The sequence below is a fragment of the Actinoplanes sp. ATCC 53533 genome, from assembly GCF_003947245.1.
Window position 1 is genome coordinate 21,413 of the sequence record NZ_QHHV01000131.1, and the last position, 17,474, is coordinate 38,886.

Here is a 17,474-nt window from a genome sequence, read left to right on the forward strand (position 1 = left end):
GCCCGTTAGGAGAAGGCAAGGTCCACGGCGGGGGCCAGCCATCTCTAGCGGAGGTCTTCGGTGACTGACAACCAGATAAAAGCCCGGGTCAAAGCGGTGCTCGGCGGCACCTCCCAGGACAGCGCGACCTCGGAGAACCCGCTGGTCGTGCCCGGCGGTCCCCTGCACCCCGACCACGCGCTGCAGGTGCTGACCCTGGCACAGCGCACGGCCGAGGAACACGTCGCGATAGCCAAACGCCAGTCGGACAAGATCCGCTCCGACGCGCAGGCGGCGGCGGACCAGTCGGCCCGCGACGCCCAGGTGCACGCGCACAACGTGCGCTGCGAGGCGGACAAGGTGCTCGCCGAGGCGCGCGCCGCCTCGGAGCAGGCCGCCCGCGACGCCCGGCTGCGCGCCGACGACGCCAAGCGCAGCGCCGAGCAGATCCTGGCCGAGGCCAGGGGCGCGGCCGACACCGTCGTCAGCGACGCGCAGGGCCACGCGGAGCAGCTCAAGCTGCAGGCCCAGCAGCGGTACGAGGACTCGGTCGGCAGCCTGATCGCCAAGCGCGAGGCGCTGCAGCGGCAGATCGAGGCGCTGGAGCACTTCGACCGCGAGTACCGGGCCCGGCTGACCTCGTTCATGCAGGGCCAGTTGCGCGCGCTCTGGGTCGACCGGCCGCGGGTGGGCGCCGGCCTGGAGGTGCTGGAGATCGCGGCCGCCGAGCCCGAGCCCGAGGCGGCCGCCGAGGCGTTGGCTCACTCCTCGTAGGCCCAGCGGCCCACCAGCGCCTCGTGCGCCTCGAGGCGCCGCTGGGTGCGCTCGGGGTCGATGTTGGCGATCGCGTCCAGCAGGTTGATCGCCAGCACCACCACGGCGGCGTGCGAGTCGAAGACCAGCCCGGTGCCGACCGGGACGACGAGCAGCACGTCGACGTCGTCGGCGAACGGCAGCAGGGCGGTGTCGGCCACCACGATCGTCGCCAGGCCCAGGCCCCGGGCCTGCCGGATCGCGGCGACCGTGGCGGCCGGATACCGCGGCATCGCGAAGACGAGCAGCGCCGAGGCGCCCTCCTGCTGCAGCTGCAGCACGGCGTCGTCGATGCCGGCCGCGTCGGTGAGCGTGTGCACCGAGGGCAGCACCCGCCGCGCGAAGTAGCTGAAGTACTGGGCGAGGGCCGCCGAGGCGCGCAGGCCGACCACGCCGAGCGGCGCGGTGGCGGCCAGCAGCCGGACGGCCGCGCCCATCCGGTCGCCGTCGATCACCCGCCGCAGGCTCGCGAGGTTGGCCCGTTCCTGGTCGATGGCGATGGCACCGGAGCCGTGCCGGTCCGGATCCGCCGGGCCGGCCGGCGGCCCGGCGAGCACCACGTCGCGCAGGGCGGCGCGGAACTCGGGGAAGCCGGCGAAGCCGAGCGCCGCGGCGAGCCGGGCCACCGTCGGCTGGCTGACGCCGGTCAGCTCGGCGATCTCGACGGTCGACCGGAACGCGACGTCGGGGAACATGCCGAGCATGCGCTGCACGATCTGCCGCTGGGTCGGCGAGAGCCGGTGCCGCTGGGCCAGCTCCACCAGCCAGTCCGCGGCAGGCCCGTGGTCGGATCGTTCCCGCTGTTCCATACGCGCCCCCACAACTGAATATCTTGAAACACAGACGCTATATCGTGCATTCCATGATTCAGGCACAGCCGATCTGGTTGCGGTTCCTCTCCGGTGCCGACATCGAGGGCCTGGCCATCGGCCCGGCCGACGCGATCGCGGCGGTGGAATCCGTCGTCGGGGCGCACGGGCGTGGCGAGACCGTCTTCGAGCCGCGGACCCACCTCGTGCCGGACAACGGCGGCGTGGGCCACTTCAACATCCTGCGCGGTCACGTCTCCACCCTCGGGCGGCGGGGCATCAGCGCGGTCAAGGTCGTCGGCGACTTCGTCCCCAACTACCAGCACGGCCTGCCGAGCGAGCTCGCCATGGTGACGCTCTTCGACCCCATGACGGGGGTGCCGCTGGCGATCATGGATGCCACCCTGATCACCGAGATGCGCACCGGGGCGATGACCGCCGTGGGCGCGAAGCACCTCGCCCGCCGGGACTCGCGGATCCTGGGCCACGTCGGCGCCCGGGGCACCGCGTTCGCCAACGTGACCATGCTGGACGGCCTGTTCCCGCTGGAGGAGATCCGGGTGACCAGCCGGCGCCCGGAGTCCCGGGAGGCCTTCGCCGCCCGGTTGCGCGAGGTGACCACCACCCCGGTACGGGCCGTCGCCACCGCCGACGAGGCGTTCGACGGCGCCGACATCCTCGTCGAGGCCTCGCGGCTGGAGCAGCCGGAGCCGCTGCTGCGCACGGCGGCGGTCAAGCCGGGCGCCTTCGTGGTGCCGTACGGCACGGTCAGCGCGGTCGAGCTCGATCTGCTCGACGTGATGGACAAGGTCGTCGTGGACGACTGGCGGGAGTCGCGGTCCGGGCGCTTCGGGGCCCTGCGCGCCCACGTCGACACCGGACGGCTGAGCGAGCAGTCGCTCCACGCCCAGCTCGGCGAGATCGTCAGCGGGCGCAAGCCGGGCCGGGAGCGGCCGGACGAGCGGATCCTCTTCTGGCACCGGGGCCTGTCGATCCTCGACGTCGCGCTGGCCCATCTCATTCTCACCCGGGCCGAGGCCGCGGAGACCGGCACGATGCTGCGGTACCGGTGACCGCGATCGCCGTCCATGCGATCCGCCGCGCGGAAGACCTCGGCCCGGCGCTGATCGACGGGCTCGCCCGCGGCACCTGCCGGGTCACGCTCGCCCCCGAACTGCTCGCCGGCCTGGCCGTCAGCCGGGCGGAGACGCTCGCGGACCTGGCCGGCGACCAGCCCGTGTACGGGGTGAACACCGGCATGGGAGCGCTGGCCGACGTGCGCCTGGACGCCGCGGCCCGCGACCGCCACCAGAACACCCTGATGGCCGGGCGGGCGGTCGGTTCGGCACCCTGGCTGCGGCGTACGCAGGCGCGGGCGATGCTGGCGGTGCGCCTGCGCACGCTGCTGCACCCGGCCGCCGGCGCCTCCCCGGAGCTGTGCCGGTTCCTCGCCGACCTGCTCGACGCCGACGTGGTGCCCGCCGTTCCGGCCGGTGGCTCCGGCGCGGCCGGGGAGATCATCCCGCTCGCCCATCTCGGCGCCGCCGTCCTCGGCTCCGGGCAGGTGCTCGACGCCCGGGGCGAGGCGGTCGACGCGGGACCGGCGCTGGCCGCGGCCGGCCTGGGCCCGCGCTCCTTCGCCGCCAAGGAGGGCGTCGCCTTCCTGGAGGGCGTGCCCGGCCTGACCGGGTGCGCGGTGCTGGCCGGCCGCGACGCCCGGCTGCTGGTCGCGCAGGTCGTGGTCGTGTTCTCGGCGGCGCAGGCCCTGGTCCACGCCAGCCGCGACCCGCTGCACCCGGCGCTCGGGCACGGCGACGACGAGTTGCTCGCGGTGCTGGCCGCCAGCCGTGAGCTGCGCGGCGACGGACCGGTGCGGGCCCTGCAGGCACCGGTCTCCTTCCGGGTCACCGCGCCGGCCCTCGCGGTGGTGATGCGCGCGGTCGACGGGCTCGACGCCGCCGTGCGGCGGGCGCTGACCGGCGTGACCGACTCCCCCGCGCACGTGGACGGCCGGTTCATCGGCACCGCCGGTTTCGCCGGGACCGACCTCACCGCGGCCGCCGGCGCGCTGACCACCGCGCTGGTGCACCTGGGCGAGGTCGGCACCGCCCGGCTGCACCGGCTGCTCGACGACCGGATCACCGGGCTGCCCCGGCAACTCTCCGACGCGCCGGGGCTGCACGCGGGGATGGCCGCGGTGCACAAACGGGCCGTCGGCGTGGCCCACCGGCTGCGCCGGTTCGCCGTGCCGGCGCTGGTCGGGGCGATGGAGACCTCGACCGGGCAGGAGGACGTGCAGAGCTTCGGATTCGAGGCGGCCGAGTGCCTGACGGTGGCGGTCGACGGGCTGCGCGACATCCTGGCCTGCGAACTGCTGGCCGTGCATCAGGCCGGCGTGCTCGGCGGACCGCCGGCGGGCGTGGCCGAGGCCGTGACCACCGCGCTGGGTCAGGTCGCCGGGATCCTGCCCGCCGGCGCCGGCGACCGGCCGTTCGGGCGGGACCTGGACAAGATCATCGAGCTGCTCACCGCGGGCTGGGCACGGAACGCGCCGAGCGCGCTGGCGCCGTGGTCGAGCCACGCACGATGAGCTCGGGCCGGAACGGCGGCGGGGCGGACGCCGACCCCGTCAGCAGGCCGCCGAGCTGGGACACGGCCGCCTCGACGATCGCGTCCTCGTCCCAGGCCAGGGTGGTCAGCCCGGGGCTGACCAGCACCGCGAGCTGATGATCGTCGTAGCCGACGACCGAGAGGTCCTCCGGTATCCGCAGGCCCAGCTCGCGGGCGGCCCGGTAGACGGCGAACGCGAGCGAGTCGCTCAGGCAGAAGACCCCGCTCGGCCGGCCGGGATCCGCCAGCATCGCGGCCGCGGTCGCGACCGCCTCGGTGGTGGCCACGGGCGCGGCGACGGCGATCAGCTCGACCTCCAGGCCCGCGGCGATCTGCTCGGCGAGCACCTCGGCCGGCCGGCCCGGCGTGGAGGGCAGCGACGGCGTGAGCAGACCGACCCGGCGGTGCCCCAGGCCGGCCAGGTGCGCCAGCGCCGTCTGGACGCCGCGCCGGTTGTCGAACAGGACGCTGCCCGAGCCCGGCCGGCCGACCAGGGCGTCGCCGATGGACACGACCGCCACCTGCGGTCCCAGCAGCCGCCAGTATCCGGCCGTCGGGTCGACGGGCGACACCACCGCGCCGTCGATGCGCTGGGCGGCGAACTGCTCCACGATCAGGCGTTCCTGCTCCGGGTCGCCGTCGGCGTCGGCGATGGTCGCATACTGCCCCTGCCGCCGCAGGGACCGGGTCAGCAGCACCGACAGATCCTGCTGCCACAGATCCCGGAGCGAGCCGCTGACCCCCACCGAGCCGGTGCGGCCGCTGGCCAGGGCCCGGGCGATGGGATTGACGGTGTAGCCCATCTCGTCGGCGAGCTCCCGGACGCGGCGGATGGTGGCCGGCGACCCGCGCACTCCGCGCAGGGCGTAGGAGGTGGCGGCCAGCGAAAGTCCGGCGGTGGTCGCCAGATCCTGCAGCGTCCGCCGGGGTTGCTGCCGTGGCATCGGGCCAGGGTAACACCGCGTACCGGAGCCTGAGATCCCGTTGCATTCCGGGGACGGAAGCGCTTCACTCTAGGAATGTGAAGCGCTTCCGTCCCTCCCGGACGGAGGCGGGGACGAGGAGCACGCCATGCGGATCGACTGCCATCAGCATCTGTGGCCACCGGGTTTCATCGACGCGCTTCGGCGCCGGCGCGTCCATCCCTACCTGCGGGGCTGGACGCTGCATCTGCCCGGCGAGGCGCCGTACGCCGTCGATCCGGCCGCCCACGACATCGAGGCCCGCCGCTCGCGGGAGCTCGCCGAGGGCAAGGATCAGGTCCTGCTCTCGCTCTCCAGCCCGCTCGGCATCGAGCACCTGCCCGCCGGTGACGGCGCGGAGCTCATCGCGCTCTGGCACGACAGCGCGCTGGAGCTGGGTGACCCGTACCGGGTCTGGGCCGCCGCCCCGGTCGGCGACCCGGACCCCGGCGACCTGGTCAAGCTGCTGCGCGACGAGCGCATCGCGGGCCTGCAGCTGCCCGCCACCGCGCTGGCGGATCCGGACGCGATCGCCCGGATGGAGCCGCTGCTGGCCGAGGCCGAGCGCGCCGGCAAGCCGGTGCTGGTGCATCCGGGGCCGGCGCCGCCCGGGCCCGCGGGCCTGCCGGCGTGGTGGCCGGCGCTGGCGCCGTACGTCGCGCAGCAGCACCAGGCCTGGCTGGCCTGGCACATCGCCGGGCGGCGCCGGCACCCGCGGCTGCGCATCGCCTTCGTGGCGCTCGCCGGGCTCGCGCCGCTGCACCACGAACGCCTCGCCGCCCGCGGCGGCACCCTCGGCCCGCTCGATCCGTACGTCTACTACGAGACGTCGTCCTACGGCACGCGGGCGATCGACGCGCTGATCCGGGTGGTGGGCGTCGATCCGATCGTGCACGGCTCCGACCGGCCCTACGCCGAGCCGGTCGACCCGGGCCTGGGCAGCGCCTTCACCCACGCCCTCTTTACCGCCAACCCCCGCCACCTACTGACAGGAGAACCCAGATGACGACAGTCGACACCGTCGCGGCCACTGACCTGGCCGCCCTGCCGGCCCTGCCCGGGCGCGTGCTCAGCCCGCGGGAGCTGCAGGCGTGGGTGGCCGAGCTGGCCAGGCGGACCCAGCTGTGGGAGCCGCTGGTCGGCCACGACACCGGCAAGCGGCACTTCGCCTCCCTGTACCGCGACAGCGACATCGACGTCTGGGTGCTGAGCTGGAACCGGCGCGACGACACCGGCTGGCATGACCACGACGTCTCCTCCGGGGCCGTCGCGGTGACCCGCGGCGCGGTCACCGAGTCCAACCCGAGGATGGGCGGCGAGCCCGTCGTCCGGGTGGTGCCGGCCGGGCGCGCGTTCGCCTTCGGGCCCGACCACATCCACCGCATGGGCGGCTCCGTCGACGGCTCGGTGTCCATCCACGCCTACTCGCCGCCGCTCTGGCGAATGGGGCAGTATTCGATCAGCGCCAGCGGCGTGATGCGCCGCCAGGCGGTCAGCTACGCCGACGAGCTGCGGCCGCTGGACGGCGTGGACGCCGTCGACGACCCCGGCCTACAGCTCATCGCCGACGGCGTCGGCCAGTAGCGGCAGCACCCCGGCCGCCCGCTCGAGATCCACCCCGAGCGGACGATCGGCGACGTCGTCGTCCAGGACCCCGGCGGCGATGTCGAAGGCGTGCCGGGCGATGCCGCCGGTGAGCCGCTCGGGCGCCATCCGCAGCGCCCGGACGGCCGCGACCAGCTCGGCGGCCAGCAGCACCGGCGCCAGCTCGGTCATCGTCCGCAGCGACCGCGCGCCCTGGGTGGCGAAGCTGGCGTGCTCCTCGACGCCCATCGAGATGCTCAGCGTGCCGGTCAGGATGGGCGGCACCCGCATGCAGATCTCGGCCAGCAGGTCCTGGACCACGTACTCGGCGATCATCAGCCCGGAGCTGCCCGGCGGGCCGGCCGCCAGGAAGGCCCGCAGCCCGGTCAGGTCGGGACGCATCAGCAGGCCGAGCCGCGCCGCCGAGAGCGACAGGACCGGGAAGAACGCGCCGCGTACGGCGTCGAGGCCGGCGGCCAGGGTCGCGGTGTGGAACTGCCCGTGGTGCCGGACGCCGTCGTCGGTCGTCAGCGGGTTCTCCGCGGCGGCGTTGAGCTCGGCGGTCAGCACCGCGCGCAGCGCGCGGGCCGAGTGCAGCGCGGGCGCCGTCACCTGTGGCACGACCCGCAGCCCGAACGGGTCCTGAATGCGCGCGGGAGTGACGCAGCCGGCCACCATCCCGTTCAGCGTCGCGGCGACCTCGGCCTGGCCGGGGTGGACCCGGGCCGCGTGCACGGCGGGGTCGTAGGCCTCGGGGTTGCCGCGCAACGCGAGGAACGACAGAGCCGCCACGACCGTGGACGCGCGCAGCTGGCTCCGCACGTCCGTCACGCCGAGTGCGGCCGTCGCCACGGTGAGCGCGCTTGAGCTGATGATCGGCAGGGCGTCGGCCGGGTCGATCGCGATGACCGGCCCGGGCCCGGACCGCCAGGGGCGCTCCCCGGCCAGGGTGAGCCCCAACTCGGCGAGCGAGGCGAGGTCGGCCGTGCCGATGGCGCCCCAGCGATGCAGGCTGGGCACGGCGCCGTCACGCAGCGCCACGGCGAGCGCGTCGGCGACGCGCGGGGAGACCCCCGAGCCGCCGGCCAGGAGCTGGTTCAGCCGCACCGCCATCACCGCCCGAGCGGCGCCGTCGTCCTCCTCCGGCCCGATGCCGGCGCAGTGGCTGCGCAGCAGGCTCAGCCCGTGCCGTACGGCGGCCACCATACCGTTTCCGCTGGTCAGCTCGTGTCGGTTGGCCCCGACGCCGGTGTTGGCCCCGTAGACGGCACCCTGCTCGCGGGCGGCGAGCAGGACCTCATGCCGGGCCTCGACCAGGCGCATCGCCGCCGGGTCCACCGCGATACCGGCCTTGCCGTACGCGACCGCGGCGAGGCCCTCTATCGTCAGGGTTCGCCCATCGAGCCGAACGGATTCCGGATCCCCTTTTGCCTGCATGCTGCCTCCAGCCGCGTGTTTCCGGACCGTAAAAGCTCGCACGGACCGTTGACATCTTATTCACCGCAACAGAAGGTGAATAGCAGTATTCAAGGGTCACCCGCCATCCCCGGAGCCGCCATGATCACATTCGACGACATCGTCAAGGTCTACCCCGGCGGAGGAACGGCGGTCGACCACCTCTCGCTCGAACTGCCGACGGGGAAGATCACCGTCCTGGTCGGGCCGTCCGGCTGCGGCAAGACGACGTCCCTCCGCATGATCAACCGCATGGTGAGCCCGACCTCGGGCCGGGTCCTCATCGACGGGCGCAACGTGGCCGAGCAGGACGAGGCCGTGTTGCGCCGTGGCATCGGCTACGTCATCCAGCACGCCGGGCTGTTCCCGCACCGCACGGTGCTCGACAACGTCGCCACCGTGCCGATGCTGCTCGGGCGCAGCCGCCGGGAGGCCCGGGCCGCCGCGATGGAACTGCTGGAACGGGTGGGCCTCTCGACGGAATTCGCCGGCCGGTATCCCGCCCAGCTCTCCGGCGGGCAGCAGCAGCGCGTCGGGGTCGCCCGCGCCCTGGCCGCCGACCCGCCGATCATGCTGATGGACGAGCCGTTCAGCGCCGTCGACCCGGTCGTGCGGGAGGGGCTGCACCGCGAGTTCCTGCGGCTGCAGCAGGACCTGGGCAAGACGATCGCCATGGTCACCCACGACATCGACGAGGCGATCAAGCTCGGCGACCTGGTCGCGGTCTTCCGCGAGGGCGGCCACCTGGCCCAGTTCGGCACCCCACGGGAGCTGCTGGAACAGCCGGTCGACGAGTTCGTGGCCGAGTTCGTCGGGCGGGACCGCGGCATCCGCAGCCTGTCCTTCGACACCGCCGCCGAGCTCGAGGTCCGGCCGCCGGCCGACGCCGCCCTGGACGGGGTGGAGTTGGTGCTGGACGCGTCCGGCAGGCCGGTCGGCTGGCGCCGCGCGGCGGAGCCGGAACCGCTGCTCGCCACCGGCGGGAGCTTCACCGGCGCCGACTCGCTGCGGCTGGTGACCGACCTGGCGATCAGCTCCCCGGTGGGGATCGCGGTGCGGGTCGGTCCCGACGGCAAGGCGGACGGGATCGTCCGCCACCACGACCTCGTGGACTACCTCGCCGCCCGGCGCGATCACCGTCCCGCGAAGCCGACGCCATGATCAACTATCTGTCCAACAACTCGGACACCGTCCTGAGCGCCCTGCGCCAGCACCTCTATCTGGCGTTGCTGCCGATCCTCATCGGCATCGTGGTGTCGGTGCCGATCGGCTACCTGGGGGTGCGCTTCCCCTGGCTGTACCACCCGCTGGTCAACACCTGCGGGGTGCTGTACTCCATTCCCTCGCTGGCGCTGTTCGTGTTCCTGCCGGTGGTCCTCGGCACCAAGATCCTGTCGCCGATCAACATCGTGGTCGCCCTGTCGATCTACACGGTCGCGCTGCTGGCCCGCACGGTCGCCGACGGTCTGCGCGCCGTGGACCGCACCATCGTCCAGTCCGCCACCGCGATGGGTTACCGGCGCTTCCGCCGCCTCGTCGACGTGGAGCTCCCCGTTGCCCTGCCGGTGATCCTGGCGGGCCTGCGGGTGGCCACGGTCTCCAACATCAGCCTGGTCAGCGTCGGCGCCCTGATCGGCGTCGGCGGGCTCGGCCAGCTGTTCACCCGCGGCTTCCAGCTGTTCTACCTGGAGCCCATCCTGGTCGGCATCATCCTGTCCGTCCTGGTCGCCGGCCTGGCCGACCTGGCGATCGTGCTCGTGCAGCGCGCGGTCACCCCATGGACGCGCTACCAGCACGGCAACGGCGGCGCGGCATGAACCTGTCGTACCTGTTGGATCCGGCGCACTGGAACCTCACCGCGCCGGGCAGCCTCCCGCAGCTGCTGCTGTCGCACCTGGGCTACGTGGCGCTGGCCCTGCTGATCGGCACGGTCATCGCCCTGCCGGTCGGCTTGTACATCGGCCACACCGGCCGCGGCTCCTTCATCGCCATCAACGCCGGCAACGCCGGCCGGTCGCTGCCGACCCTGGGCCTGCTGATGCTCATGGTCACCCTGCTCGGCCTGGGCCTGACGCCGGTGCTCATCGCGCTGACCGTCCTGGTCATCCCGCCGATCCTCACCTCGGCGTACGCCGGAATGCGCACGCTGGACCAGCAGGTGATCGACGCCGCGCGCGGCATGGGCATGCGCCCGTGGCAGGTACTCACCCGGGTCGAGTTCCCGATGGCCCTGCCCGTCCTGATGAGCGGCTTCCGCAACGCCGCCCTGCAGGTGGTCGCGACCGCGACCGTGGCCGCGGCGGTCGGCCTCAACGGCCTCGGGCGGCTGCTGATCGACGGCCTGGCCGTCAACGACTACTCCCGGGTGCTGGCCGGCGCGATCGTCGTCGCGGTCCTGGCCATCGCGCTGGACCTGCTCTTCGCGCTCGTGCAGCGCTGGATCGTCTCTCCCGGCCTGACCGGGCGGATCCGGGCCCGCGCCCGGTCCCCGCGAGCCACCACCTGAAATCTCCACCCACCGGAAGGCAGACCATGTCCCGCATACGTTCGGCCGGCGCCGCTCTGACCGGCATCACCCTGGCCCTGGCCCTCGCCGCCTGCGGCGCCGACAGCGACCCGCTCAGCGACGACAGTGGATCGTCGTCGTCGGCCGTCACCGTGGGCTCGGCCAACTTCGCCGAGAGCGAGCTGCTGGCCGAGATCTACGCCCAGGCACTGGAAAGCAAGAAGGTCGAGGTCAAGCGGTCGTTCAACATCGGCGCCCGCGAGCTCTACCTGAAGGCGCTGCAGGACGGCTCGATCGACCTGCTGCCCGAATACAACGGGGCGCTGCTGTCGGCGCTGTCCACCGGCGGCGCGCCGGAGGGGGTCAGCAGCCCCACCGACGTCTACGCCGCGCTGCAGAAGGTGCTGCCCAAGGGCACCCTGGTCCTCGAACAGGCGGCGGCCGAGGACAAGGACACGCTGAGCGTCACCCAGGCGACCGCGACCAAGCACAAGCTGGCCAGCATCGAGGACCTGAAGGCCGTCGCCGGTCAGCTGGTCGTCGGGGCCGGCCCGGAGTGGGCCGAGCGCTACCAGGGCCTCAAGGGCCTCAAGGAGGTCTACGGGGTGGAGTTCAAGCAGTTCAAGCCGCTCGACGCCGGCGGACCGCTGACGGTCAACGCGCTGCTGGACGGCGACATCGACGTCGGCAACGTCTTCTCCACCGACTCGGCGATCGCGACCAACAAGCTCGTCGTCCTCACGGACCCGAAGAACCTGTACCTCGCCGAGAACATCGTGCCGCTGATCCGCACCGAAGCGAACAACGCCACGGTCTCCGGTGCGCTCAACGCGGTCTCCGCCAAGCTGACCACTGAGAACCTCACGACGTACCTGGCCCGCGTGCAGGTGGACAAGCAGGACACCGCCACGGTGGCCAAGGCGTTCCTCACCGACAACGGCCTGATCTGACCCACCCCGCCGGCCGTCCGGCGACCCGCAGCACCCTGCGGACGCCGGCGGCCGGCGGCACGACCGAGCGATCCTTCTCGATTCGCGTCCGGTCCTTCTCGTCTTGCGAAGGCCGATCCCTGGACTCGTGGTCCGGCCCGGCGGCACGCTCCAGTCATGACATTGACCCGACGCGCGCTGCTGCGCGGCACCGCTGCCGCGACGTTGGGGCTGGCGGGCCTGGGCGCGGCGGGATGCAGCGGGCTGGCTCCGGGGCGGGACGCCAGCGGGTCGCTGGACTTCTGGAACCTGTTCGGCGGCGGCGACGGCGTCCGGATGAACCAGATGCTCGACGTCTTCCGCGCCGCCAATCCCGGCATCGACCTCAGCGCCGTCACCCTCACCTGGGGCAATCCGTACTACACCAAGCTGGCGCTGGCGACGCTCGGCGACAAGCCGCCGGACGTGGCGGTCGCGCACCTGACCCGGATGAAGACCCTGGTCACCTCCGACCTGCTGGAGGAGCTGCGGCCGGCGGACCTGGCCCGGCACGGCATCACCGCGGACAAGTTCACCGCGCGGGCCTGGCAGGCGGGGCTGGTCGACGGCCGGGCGTACGCCATCCCGATCGACACCCACCCGTTCGTCATGTTCTACAACACCGACGTCTGCGAGAAGGCCGGGCTGCTCGACGCGTCCGGTGCGCTCACCCCGCTGGACACCCCGGAGAAGTTCACCGACGCGATGCGCCGGGCCAAGGAGGCTTCCGGCGGCTACGGCGGGGTCGTGTCGATCAACAACGACACCGCGACGCCGTGGCGGATCTTCCAGTCGCTGTACGGCCAGCTCGGCGGCGAGACCCTGGCCGACGAGGGCCGCCGGGTGGTGCTCGACGACGCCAAGGCCAGCCAGGTCCTCACCTTCCTGCAGTCGCTGACCAGCAGCGGGCTGTTCCCCGCCGGCATCGACTACCAGGGCGCGGTCGCCACCTTCGCCAACGGCCAGGCCGGCTTCTACTTCCAGGGCGAGTGGGAGATCTCCACCTTCCAGACCGCGAAGATGCCGTTCTCCATGACCCTGTTTCCCAACCTCTACGGCGGCAGCAGGTACGCCGTGCAGGCGGACTCGCACACCCTGGTCATCCCCCGCCAGCCGGGCCAGGACCAGGACCAGATCGACCGGTCGCTGCTGCTGATCCGCTCGATGCTGGATCAGAGCAAGACCTGGGCCGAGGGCGGGCACGTGCCGACCTGGCTGCCGTTCCGCGACAGCCCCGAATACCAGGCCATGACACCGCAGTCGAACTACGCCGCGGCCGCCGACGGCGCGGTCTACGACCCGGACGGCTGGTACTCCGGGTCCGGCTCCAACTTCGAGATCGTCACCGGCTCCGCCATCGCCACCGTGCTCGCCGGCCAGCAGTCCCCGGCCGACGCGCTCGCCCAGATGCACCGCCAGTTGCGGAACCTGTCCACAACCGCGTCACCCATCTGAGGGGGTCCCCGGTGACCACCGAGACCGTCGTACGCCCCCGCCCCGCCACCGAGGACGGGCCCGCTCCGGAGCGGCGCCGCGGCAGCGGGCTGCCCGCGCTGGGCTTCCTGGCGCCGTTCCTGGTGCTGTACCTCGCGTTCATCATCGGCCCGACCCTGTACGGCCTGGTGATGAGCTTCTTCGACACCAGCCTGGTCAAGCCGGGGCTGTCCGACTTCGCCGGCTTCGGCAACTACACCGAGGCGCTGCAGAGCAGTGACTTCTGGTCGTCGCTGTGGCACACCGTCTGGTTCACCATCCTGACCACGCCGCCGCTGATCCTGCTCGCGTTCGTCTTCGCCCTGCTGGCCGACCGGGCCAAGCAGGGCCGGTGGTTCTTCCGGCTGGCGTTCTTCGCGCCGTTCATCCTGCCGTCCGCCGTGGTGGCGCTGATCTGGATCTTCCTCTACACGCCCGGCCTGGGGCTGATCGAGGCCGGGCTCGTCAAGATCGGCATCACCTCGCCGGACTGGCTGGGCGACCCGAACTGGGCCATGCCCTCGCTGGCGATCACCACGATCTGGTGGACGCTCGGCTTCAACTTCGTGCTCTACCTGGCCGGAATGCAGGAGATCCCGCGCGACCTCTACGAGGCCTCGGCGATGGACGGCGCGTCGCCGTGGCAACAGATCCGCAAGATCACCATCCCGATGCTGGGCCGCACCACGACGCTGGTGGCGGTGCTCCAGGTGATCGCGTCGCTCAAGGTCTTCGACCAGATGTACATCATGACCCAGGGCGGGCCGAACTTCGCCACCCGCTCGATCCTCGAATACGTCTACGACGAGGCCTTCACCAACTTCCGGGTCGGCTACGCCGCCGCCGTGTCGATGCTGTTCTTCCTGGTCGTGCTCATGGTCTCGGCGGTCTGGTTCGCCCTGGTACGCCGCCAGGAGAAGGAGGTGTGATCCCGTGACCGACCTCGCCCAGCGGGCCGAATTCCGCGTCAAGCTGTTCAACCGCATCTGCTTCGGCGTGCTCATCGCGTTCGCGCTGCTCTGGTTGGTGCCGCTGGCCTGGGCGCTGGACACCGCGCTCAAGCCCAACGCCGAGACCACCCGCACCACCTGGGCCATCGCCGACCCGACCCTGGACGCGTTCGGCCGGGTGCTGCGCGACACCGACATCCTCACCTGGCTCGGCTCCAGCCTGTTCATCGCGACGCTGTCCGCGGCCGGCACCGTGCTGGTGGCCAGCCTGGCGGCGTACGCGCTCTCGCGGATGCGCTTCCGCTACCGCAACGTGGTCTTCTGGATCGTGCTGGCCGGCATCATGATTCCCGGCCAGGTGCTGATCGTGCCGTGGTTCCGCGAGTTCGACGCGCTCGGGCTGCTGAACACGTACTGGGCGGTCAGCCTGCCGCAGATCCCCACCGCCATCGCGGTCTTCATCTTCAAGCAGTTCTTCGACGGCCTGCCACGCGAGCTCGAGGAGGTCGCCCGCGTGGACGGCGCGGGCTACCTGCGCATCTACCGGCGGATCATCATGCCGCTGGCCCGCCCGGCGGTCGCGGCCGTCGCCATCTTCACCTTCGTCACGTCCTGGAACGACCTGCTGTGGCCGCTGCTGGTGCTGAGCAACCCCGACAACATGACGGTGCCGGTCGGCCTGGCGACGGTGCAAGGCTCGTTCGGCATCCGGTACGCGGACACGATGGCGGGCGCGATCCTCGGCGCGATCCCGCTGGTCGCCGTGTTCCTGATGTTCCAGCGCCACATCGTCGAGGGCATCGCGGGCAGCGGCCTGAAGGGCTGACCGCGATCGCCCGGCACACCGCTGTGGCGGTTCGTGGTCCCGGCCACGCCGTGCCCAGACTCCTCACTCGCGCCGAAACCGAGCCTCGACTGGCGCCCCACTACCCAGCCCCACGGCAGCCCTGGAAGGAGCACGAACAACCTTGCCGACCCGCGATAACGGGCCCGAAGTGAGCTAATGGCGGGACGTTGCAGGTCAGCGGGTTTCGCGGCGCTGCCCGCCGTCACCCACCGCCACGAACCGTCACTCGAACGGGCTCTGGCGACCACCGCCCATTACCCAGCCCTCCGGCGCCCGGAAGGGGGCACGAACAACGTCGCTTTGCACTGCTTCCCCATGGGAAACACCTCCCGGACAACACCGACACACCTCTCGGGCAGAACGCGAATCCACCGGCCGGCGTTTCCGATGGGGAAGCAGAGCAAAGCAAGCTACTACGACTACCCCCGCTGGCCGGACGCGGCGGTACGGAGCGGCCAGCGCCGCAGCGAGCCCAAGGTGGACGGTCATAGCCTCGGGCGCCCCCGGAACGCTGAGAGCGCTCAGGCGATCGGGGTCGCGTCCTTGAAGGCCAGGGGTGCCCACTGCGAGGCGCCGGTGCGGCCGTGCTTGGGGTGGACGCCGACGAAGCGGGCACCGCTGATCCGGCGGTGACCGGCGCGCCCAGCTTCTGCCAGGCGTCGACGGTGAGCGCGGCGTGGGTGAGCGTCAGCTGGCGCGGTCGTGGGCGGCGTCGCGCCAGCCCAGTTCGGCGGAGAGTTCACGGGCCGTGCGGACCAGGTCGAGCGCGTACCGGGAGGGGTTCTGCGCCCGCCACAGGATCGACCAGGGATAGCGTGGCACCGACGGGCCCAGCGGGCGCCAGGTCAGGTCGGGATCCGACGAGGCGCCGGCGGTGGAGGCCGGGGTGCAGAGCACGCAGCGGCCCTGGGCCACCAGGTCGACGGCCGCGCGCAGCGTCTGCACGCTGCCCGGGAACAGCGTCGGGAAGAAGCCCGCCGACCGGCACACCTCGGCGACGAAGGCGTTGAACTCCGGCGCTTGTTCCTCGTCGGCCAGCAGCAGCGTCTCGTCGCGCAGCGCGGCGACCGGGACGCGGGCCAGCCGGGCGTACGCGTGCCCGGTCGGCACCAGGACGCCGAGCGCGTCGAGCCGGAACATCTCGGCGGCGATCTCCGGTGCGGCGCCCGGCAGCCGGCCGATGCCGACGTCGAGCCGGCCGTCGGCGAGCAGCCGGCGCTGCTCGGGCACGCCCGCCAGCACCTGGTGGATCTCCAGATCCGGGTAGCGGGCCTGCACCGCGCGCAGCACGGGCTGGACGGCGTCGTAGCCCTCGTCCAGCACGCCGACGCGCAGCGTGGGCGCGGCGAGCGCCCTGCCCTGGGCCAGCACGGCGGCGCGGTCGACGTGCTCGAGGATCTGGCGGGCCTCGATCAGGAAGCGGGCGCCGGCCGCCGTCAACGCGACGTGCCGGGTGGTGCGATCGACGAGTTGCACACCGACGGCGCGTTCGAGTCGCTGCACCTGGGTGCTGAGCGCGGACGGGACGATGTGCTCGCGGGCGGCGGCGCGGCCGAAGTGCAGCTCCTCGGCGAGGGTGACGAAATACCGCAACTGGCGCAACTCGATGCGGCCGCCGACCGGGTCCGGCACCGCGCGAATGGTGGCACCGGGCCGTCCGCCGGCGGAGAGGCTCGGCTGCCGGGGCGGGTTCCTCATGCCGAGACCTCCTCGATCACCCCATCGATGCGTATCTCGCAGTGTTATCGTTAACATTCCCGTAGTCAAGGCGTAACAGCATGCGACGGAAATTGCCGTGTATCTGCTGTTAGCGGTCACAATCCAGAACGAGCTGGCGCCGCTCGAAGGACTCGAGGCGCTCGCCCTGCTCGGCGGTGATGACATCGCAGATCCAGTCCCAGTGCAGCGACACCCGGTCGCCGGGCCGCAGGCCGGACAGCAGCGATTGCCCGCCGGCCGACCAGGTCACCGCCTCGTCGCGGGCCGGGCCGGGCGCGAGCACGCCGTCGCCGAGGAGCAGCGGGCGCGAGCTGACCGTGGCCGTCTCGCCGTGCACCTCCCGCACGACCCCGGTGCGGATCCGGCACCGGTCGAGGACCGACACGGCTGTCGGGTTGCCCGTGCGCCGCAGCATCGCCGCCCACGGGTACACCTCGAAGACGTGGAAGCTGTGGTGGGCGATCGCCCGGGTGTCCGCGTCCTGCCAGGTGCCGCCGGCCTGCCCGGCGAACCGGGTACGCAGAAACGGCAGCAGCTCCTCCGGCGCCACCCGGCCGAGCAGGTCGTTGCCGACCCAGTATGCCTGCACCACGGCCTCGTCCAGCGGATCGGCGACCCCGGCGGCACGGGCGATGAACTCGAGATAGCTCCACGCGCCCTCGAACTGGCGGGCCCGCCGGGCGATCTCCTCCGGGGCGTCGCCGCGCAGCAGGGCGGCGGCGCCCTCCGGACCGCAGTAGCCGAGCTCGTTGGGCGGGTAGGCGTACCGCGCGAACAACAGCGCGCCGCGCACGCTCAT

The 17,474-nt window shown here is 72.5% G+C and carries 17 protein-coding genes; 12 read left to right on the forward strand and 5 right to left on the reverse strand.

Annotated elements, in window-relative coordinates; genetic code table 11:
- Positions 1 to 60: 60 nt before the first annotated feature.
- Positions 61 to 753 carry a hypothetical protein gene (locus DMB66_RS36800; RefSeq protein WP_125808744.1) on the forward strand — a complete coding sequence of 231 codons (693 nt, stop codon included), beginning with the start codon at positions 61 to 63 and terminating at the stop codon, positions 751 to 753.
- On the opposite strand, the gene DMB66_RS36805 is transcribed toward DMB66_RS36800, so the two are convergent.
- Positions 741 to 1,601, reverse strand: coding sequence for a MurR/RpiR family transcriptional regulator (locus DMB66_RS36805; protein WP_125808745.1), 861 nt, complete (start codon positions 1,599 to 1,601; stop codon positions 741 to 743). The genes DMB66_RS36800 and DMB66_RS36805 overlap by 13 nt on opposite strands.
- Positions 1,602 to 1,654: 53 nt before the next feature.
- Between DMB66_RS36805 and DMB66_RS36810 the strand changes: the two genes are divergently transcribed.
- Positions 1,655 to 2,674, forward strand: coding sequence for an ornithine cyclodeaminase family protein (locus DMB66_RS36810; RefSeq protein ID WP_125808746.1), 1,020 nt, complete (start codon positions 1,655 to 1,657; stop codon positions 2,672 to 2,674).
- Positions 2,671 to 4,191, forward strand: a complete 1,521-nt coding sequence (locus tag DMB66_RS36815; RefSeq protein ID WP_233625101.1) for an aromatic amino acid lyase — start codon at positions 2,671 to 2,673, stop codon at positions 4,189 to 4,191. The genes DMB66_RS36810 and DMB66_RS36815 overlap by 4 nt, the downstream gene beginning before the upstream one ends.
- Here DMB66_RS36815 and DMB66_RS36820 read toward each other — a convergent pair.
- On the reverse strand, positions 4,127 to 5,155 hold the full coding sequence (locus DMB66_RS36820; protein WP_125808747.1) for a LacI family DNA-binding transcriptional regulator: 1,029 nt from the start codon (positions 5,153 to 5,155) through the stop codon (positions 4,127 to 4,129). The genes DMB66_RS36815 and DMB66_RS36820 overlap by 65 nt on opposite strands.
- 127 nt (positions 5,156 to 5,282) lie before the next feature.
- On the opposite strand from DMB66_RS36820, the gene DMB66_RS36825 reads away from it, so the two are divergent.
- Positions 5,283 to 6,179: an amidohydrolase family protein gene (locus DMB66_RS36825; RefSeq protein WP_125808748.1), complete on the forward strand. Its 897-nt coding sequence runs from the start codon at positions 5,283 to 5,285 to the stop codon at positions 6,177 to 6,179.
- A complete protein-coding gene (locus tag DMB66_RS36830) occupies positions 6,176 to 6,757 on the forward strand; it encodes a cysteine dioxygenase family protein (RefSeq protein ID WP_125808749.1) in 582 nt (193 codons plus the stop codon). The genes DMB66_RS36825 and DMB66_RS36830 overlap by 4 nt, the downstream gene beginning before the upstream one ends.
- On the opposite strand, the gene DMB66_RS36835 is transcribed toward DMB66_RS36830, so the two are convergent.
- Positions 6,725 to 8,194: an aromatic amino acid ammonia-lyase gene (locus DMB66_RS36835; protein WP_125808750.1), complete on the reverse strand. Its 1,470-nt coding sequence runs from the start codon at positions 8,192 to 8,194 to the stop codon at positions 6,725 to 6,727. The two genes, DMB66_RS36830 and DMB66_RS36835, sit on opposite strands and share 33 nt — an antisense overlap.
- Positions 8,195 to 8,314: 120 nt before the next feature.
- Here DMB66_RS36835 and DMB66_RS36840 point away from each other — a divergent pair, with 120 nt between their 5' ends.
- From DMB66_RS36840 to DMB66_RS36870, 7 genes are all read left to right on the forward strand, one after another.
- Complete coding sequence (locus tag DMB66_RS36840) at positions 8,315 to 9,373, forward strand: ABC transporter ATP-binding protein (protein WP_125808751.1); 1,059 nt, start codon at positions 8,315 to 8,317, stop codon at positions 9,371 to 9,373.
- Positions 9,370 to 10,029 carry an ABC transporter permease gene (locus DMB66_RS36845; RefSeq protein WP_125808752.1) on the forward strand — a complete coding sequence of 220 codons (660 nt, stop codon included), beginning with the start codon at positions 9,370 to 9,372 and terminating at the stop codon, positions 10,027 to 10,029. The genes DMB66_RS36840 and DMB66_RS36845 overlap by 4 nt, the downstream gene beginning before the upstream one ends.
- Positions 10,026 to 10,718 (forward strand): ABC transporter permease, encoded by a 693-nt coding sequence (locus tag DMB66_RS36850; RefSeq protein ID WP_125808753.1) that lies wholly within the window; start codon positions 10,026 to 10,028, stop codon positions 10,716 to 10,718. The genes DMB66_RS36845 and DMB66_RS36850 overlap by 4 nt, the downstream gene beginning before the upstream one ends.
- Before the next feature lie 26 nt (positions 10,719 to 10,744).
- Positions 10,745 to 11,668, forward strand: a complete 924-nt coding sequence (locus DMB66_RS36855) for an ABC transporter substrate-binding protein (RefSeq protein WP_125808754.1) — start codon at positions 10,745 to 10,747, stop codon at positions 11,666 to 11,668.
- A 156-nt stretch (positions 11,669 to 11,824) separates the two neighbouring features.
- The gene (locus tag DMB66_RS36860) at positions 11,825 to 13,141 is read left to right on the forward strand and encodes an extracellular solute-binding protein (protein ID WP_125808755.1); all 1,317 of its coding nucleotides are present in this window, start codon (positions 11,825 to 11,827) and stop codon (positions 13,139 to 13,141) included.
- Positions 13,142 to 13,152: 11 nt separating this feature from the next.
- Complete coding sequence (locus DMB66_RS36865; protein ID WP_125808756.1) at positions 13,153 to 14,088, forward strand: carbohydrate ABC transporter permease; 936 nt, start codon at positions 13,153 to 13,155, stop codon at positions 14,086 to 14,088.
- A gap of 4 nt (positions 14,089 to 14,092) precedes the next feature.
- On the forward strand, positions 14,093 to 14,935 hold the full coding sequence (locus DMB66_RS36870; protein WP_125808757.1) for a carbohydrate ABC transporter permease: 843 nt from the start codon (positions 14,093 to 14,095) through the stop codon (positions 14,933 to 14,935).
- Positions 14,936 to 15,643: 708 nt separating this feature from the next.
- Here the strand turns inward: DMB66_RS36870 and DMB66_RS36875 are convergent.
- Together DMB66_RS36875 and DMB66_RS36880 are read right to left on the reverse strand one after the other, a co-directional pair.
- Positions 15,644 to 16,654 carry a LysR family transcriptional regulator gene (locus DMB66_RS36875; protein WP_158647493.1) on the reverse strand — a complete coding sequence of 337 codons (1,011 nt, stop codon included), beginning with the start codon at positions 16,652 to 16,654 and terminating at the stop codon, positions 15,644 to 15,646.
- Between the two features lie 109 nt (positions 16,655 to 16,763).
- Positions 16,764 to 17,474, reverse strand: coding sequence for a DUF6390 family protein (locus tag DMB66_RS36880; protein ID WP_125808759.1), 711 nt, complete (start codon positions 17,472 to 17,474; stop codon positions 16,764 to 16,766).

Coding starts and splice junctions, on each gene's coding strand:
- DMB66_RS36805 (WP_125808745.1), bottom strand. CDS start 1,601: ATGGAACAGCGGGAACGATCCGACCACGGGCCTGCCGCGGACTGGCTG.
- DMB66_RS36810 (WP_125808746.1), top strand. CDS start 1,655: ATGATTCAGGCACAGCCGATCTGGTTGCGGTTCCTCTCCGGTGCCGAC.
- DMB66_RS36820 (WP_125808747.1), bottom strand. CDS start 5,155: ATGCCACGGCAGCAACCCCGGCGGACGCTGCAGGATCTGGCGACCACC.
- DMB66_RS36825 (WP_125808748.1), top strand. CDS start 5,283: ATGCGGATCGACTGCCATCAGCATCTGTGGCCACCGGGTTTCATCGAC.
- DMB66_RS36830 (WP_125808749.1), top strand. CDS start 6,176: ATGACGACAGTCGACACCGTCGCGGCCACTGACCTGGCCGCCCTGCCG.
- DMB66_RS36835 (WP_125808750.1), bottom strand. CDS start 8,194: ATGCAGGCAAAAGGGGATCCGGAATCCGTTCGGCTCGATGGGCGAACC.
- DMB66_RS36840 (WP_125808751.1), top strand. CDS start 8,315: ATGATCACATTCGACGACATCGTCAAGGTCTACCCCGGCGGAGGAACG.
- DMB66_RS36845 (WP_125808752.1), top strand. CDS start 9,370: ATGATCAACTATCTGTCCAACAACTCGGACACCGTCCTGAGCGCCCTG.
- DMB66_RS36850 (WP_125808753.1), top strand. CDS start 10,026: ATGAACCTGTCGTACCTGTTGGATCCGGCGCACTGGAACCTCACCGCG.
- DMB66_RS36855 (WP_125808754.1), top strand. CDS start 10,745: ATGTCCCGCATACGTTCGGCCGGCGCCGCTCTGACCGGCATCACCCTG.
- DMB66_RS36860 (WP_125808755.1), top strand. CDS start 11,825: ATGACATTGACCCGACGCGCGCTGCTGCGCGGCACCGCTGCCGCGACG.
- DMB66_RS36875 (WP_158647493.1), bottom strand. CDS start 16,654: ATGAGGAACCCGCCCCGGCAGCCGAGCCTCTCCGCCGGCGGACGGCCC.
- DMB66_RS36880 (WP_125808759.1), bottom strand. CDS start 17,474: ATGAGCGTGCGCGGCGCGCTGTTGTTCGCGCGGTACGCCTACCCGCCC.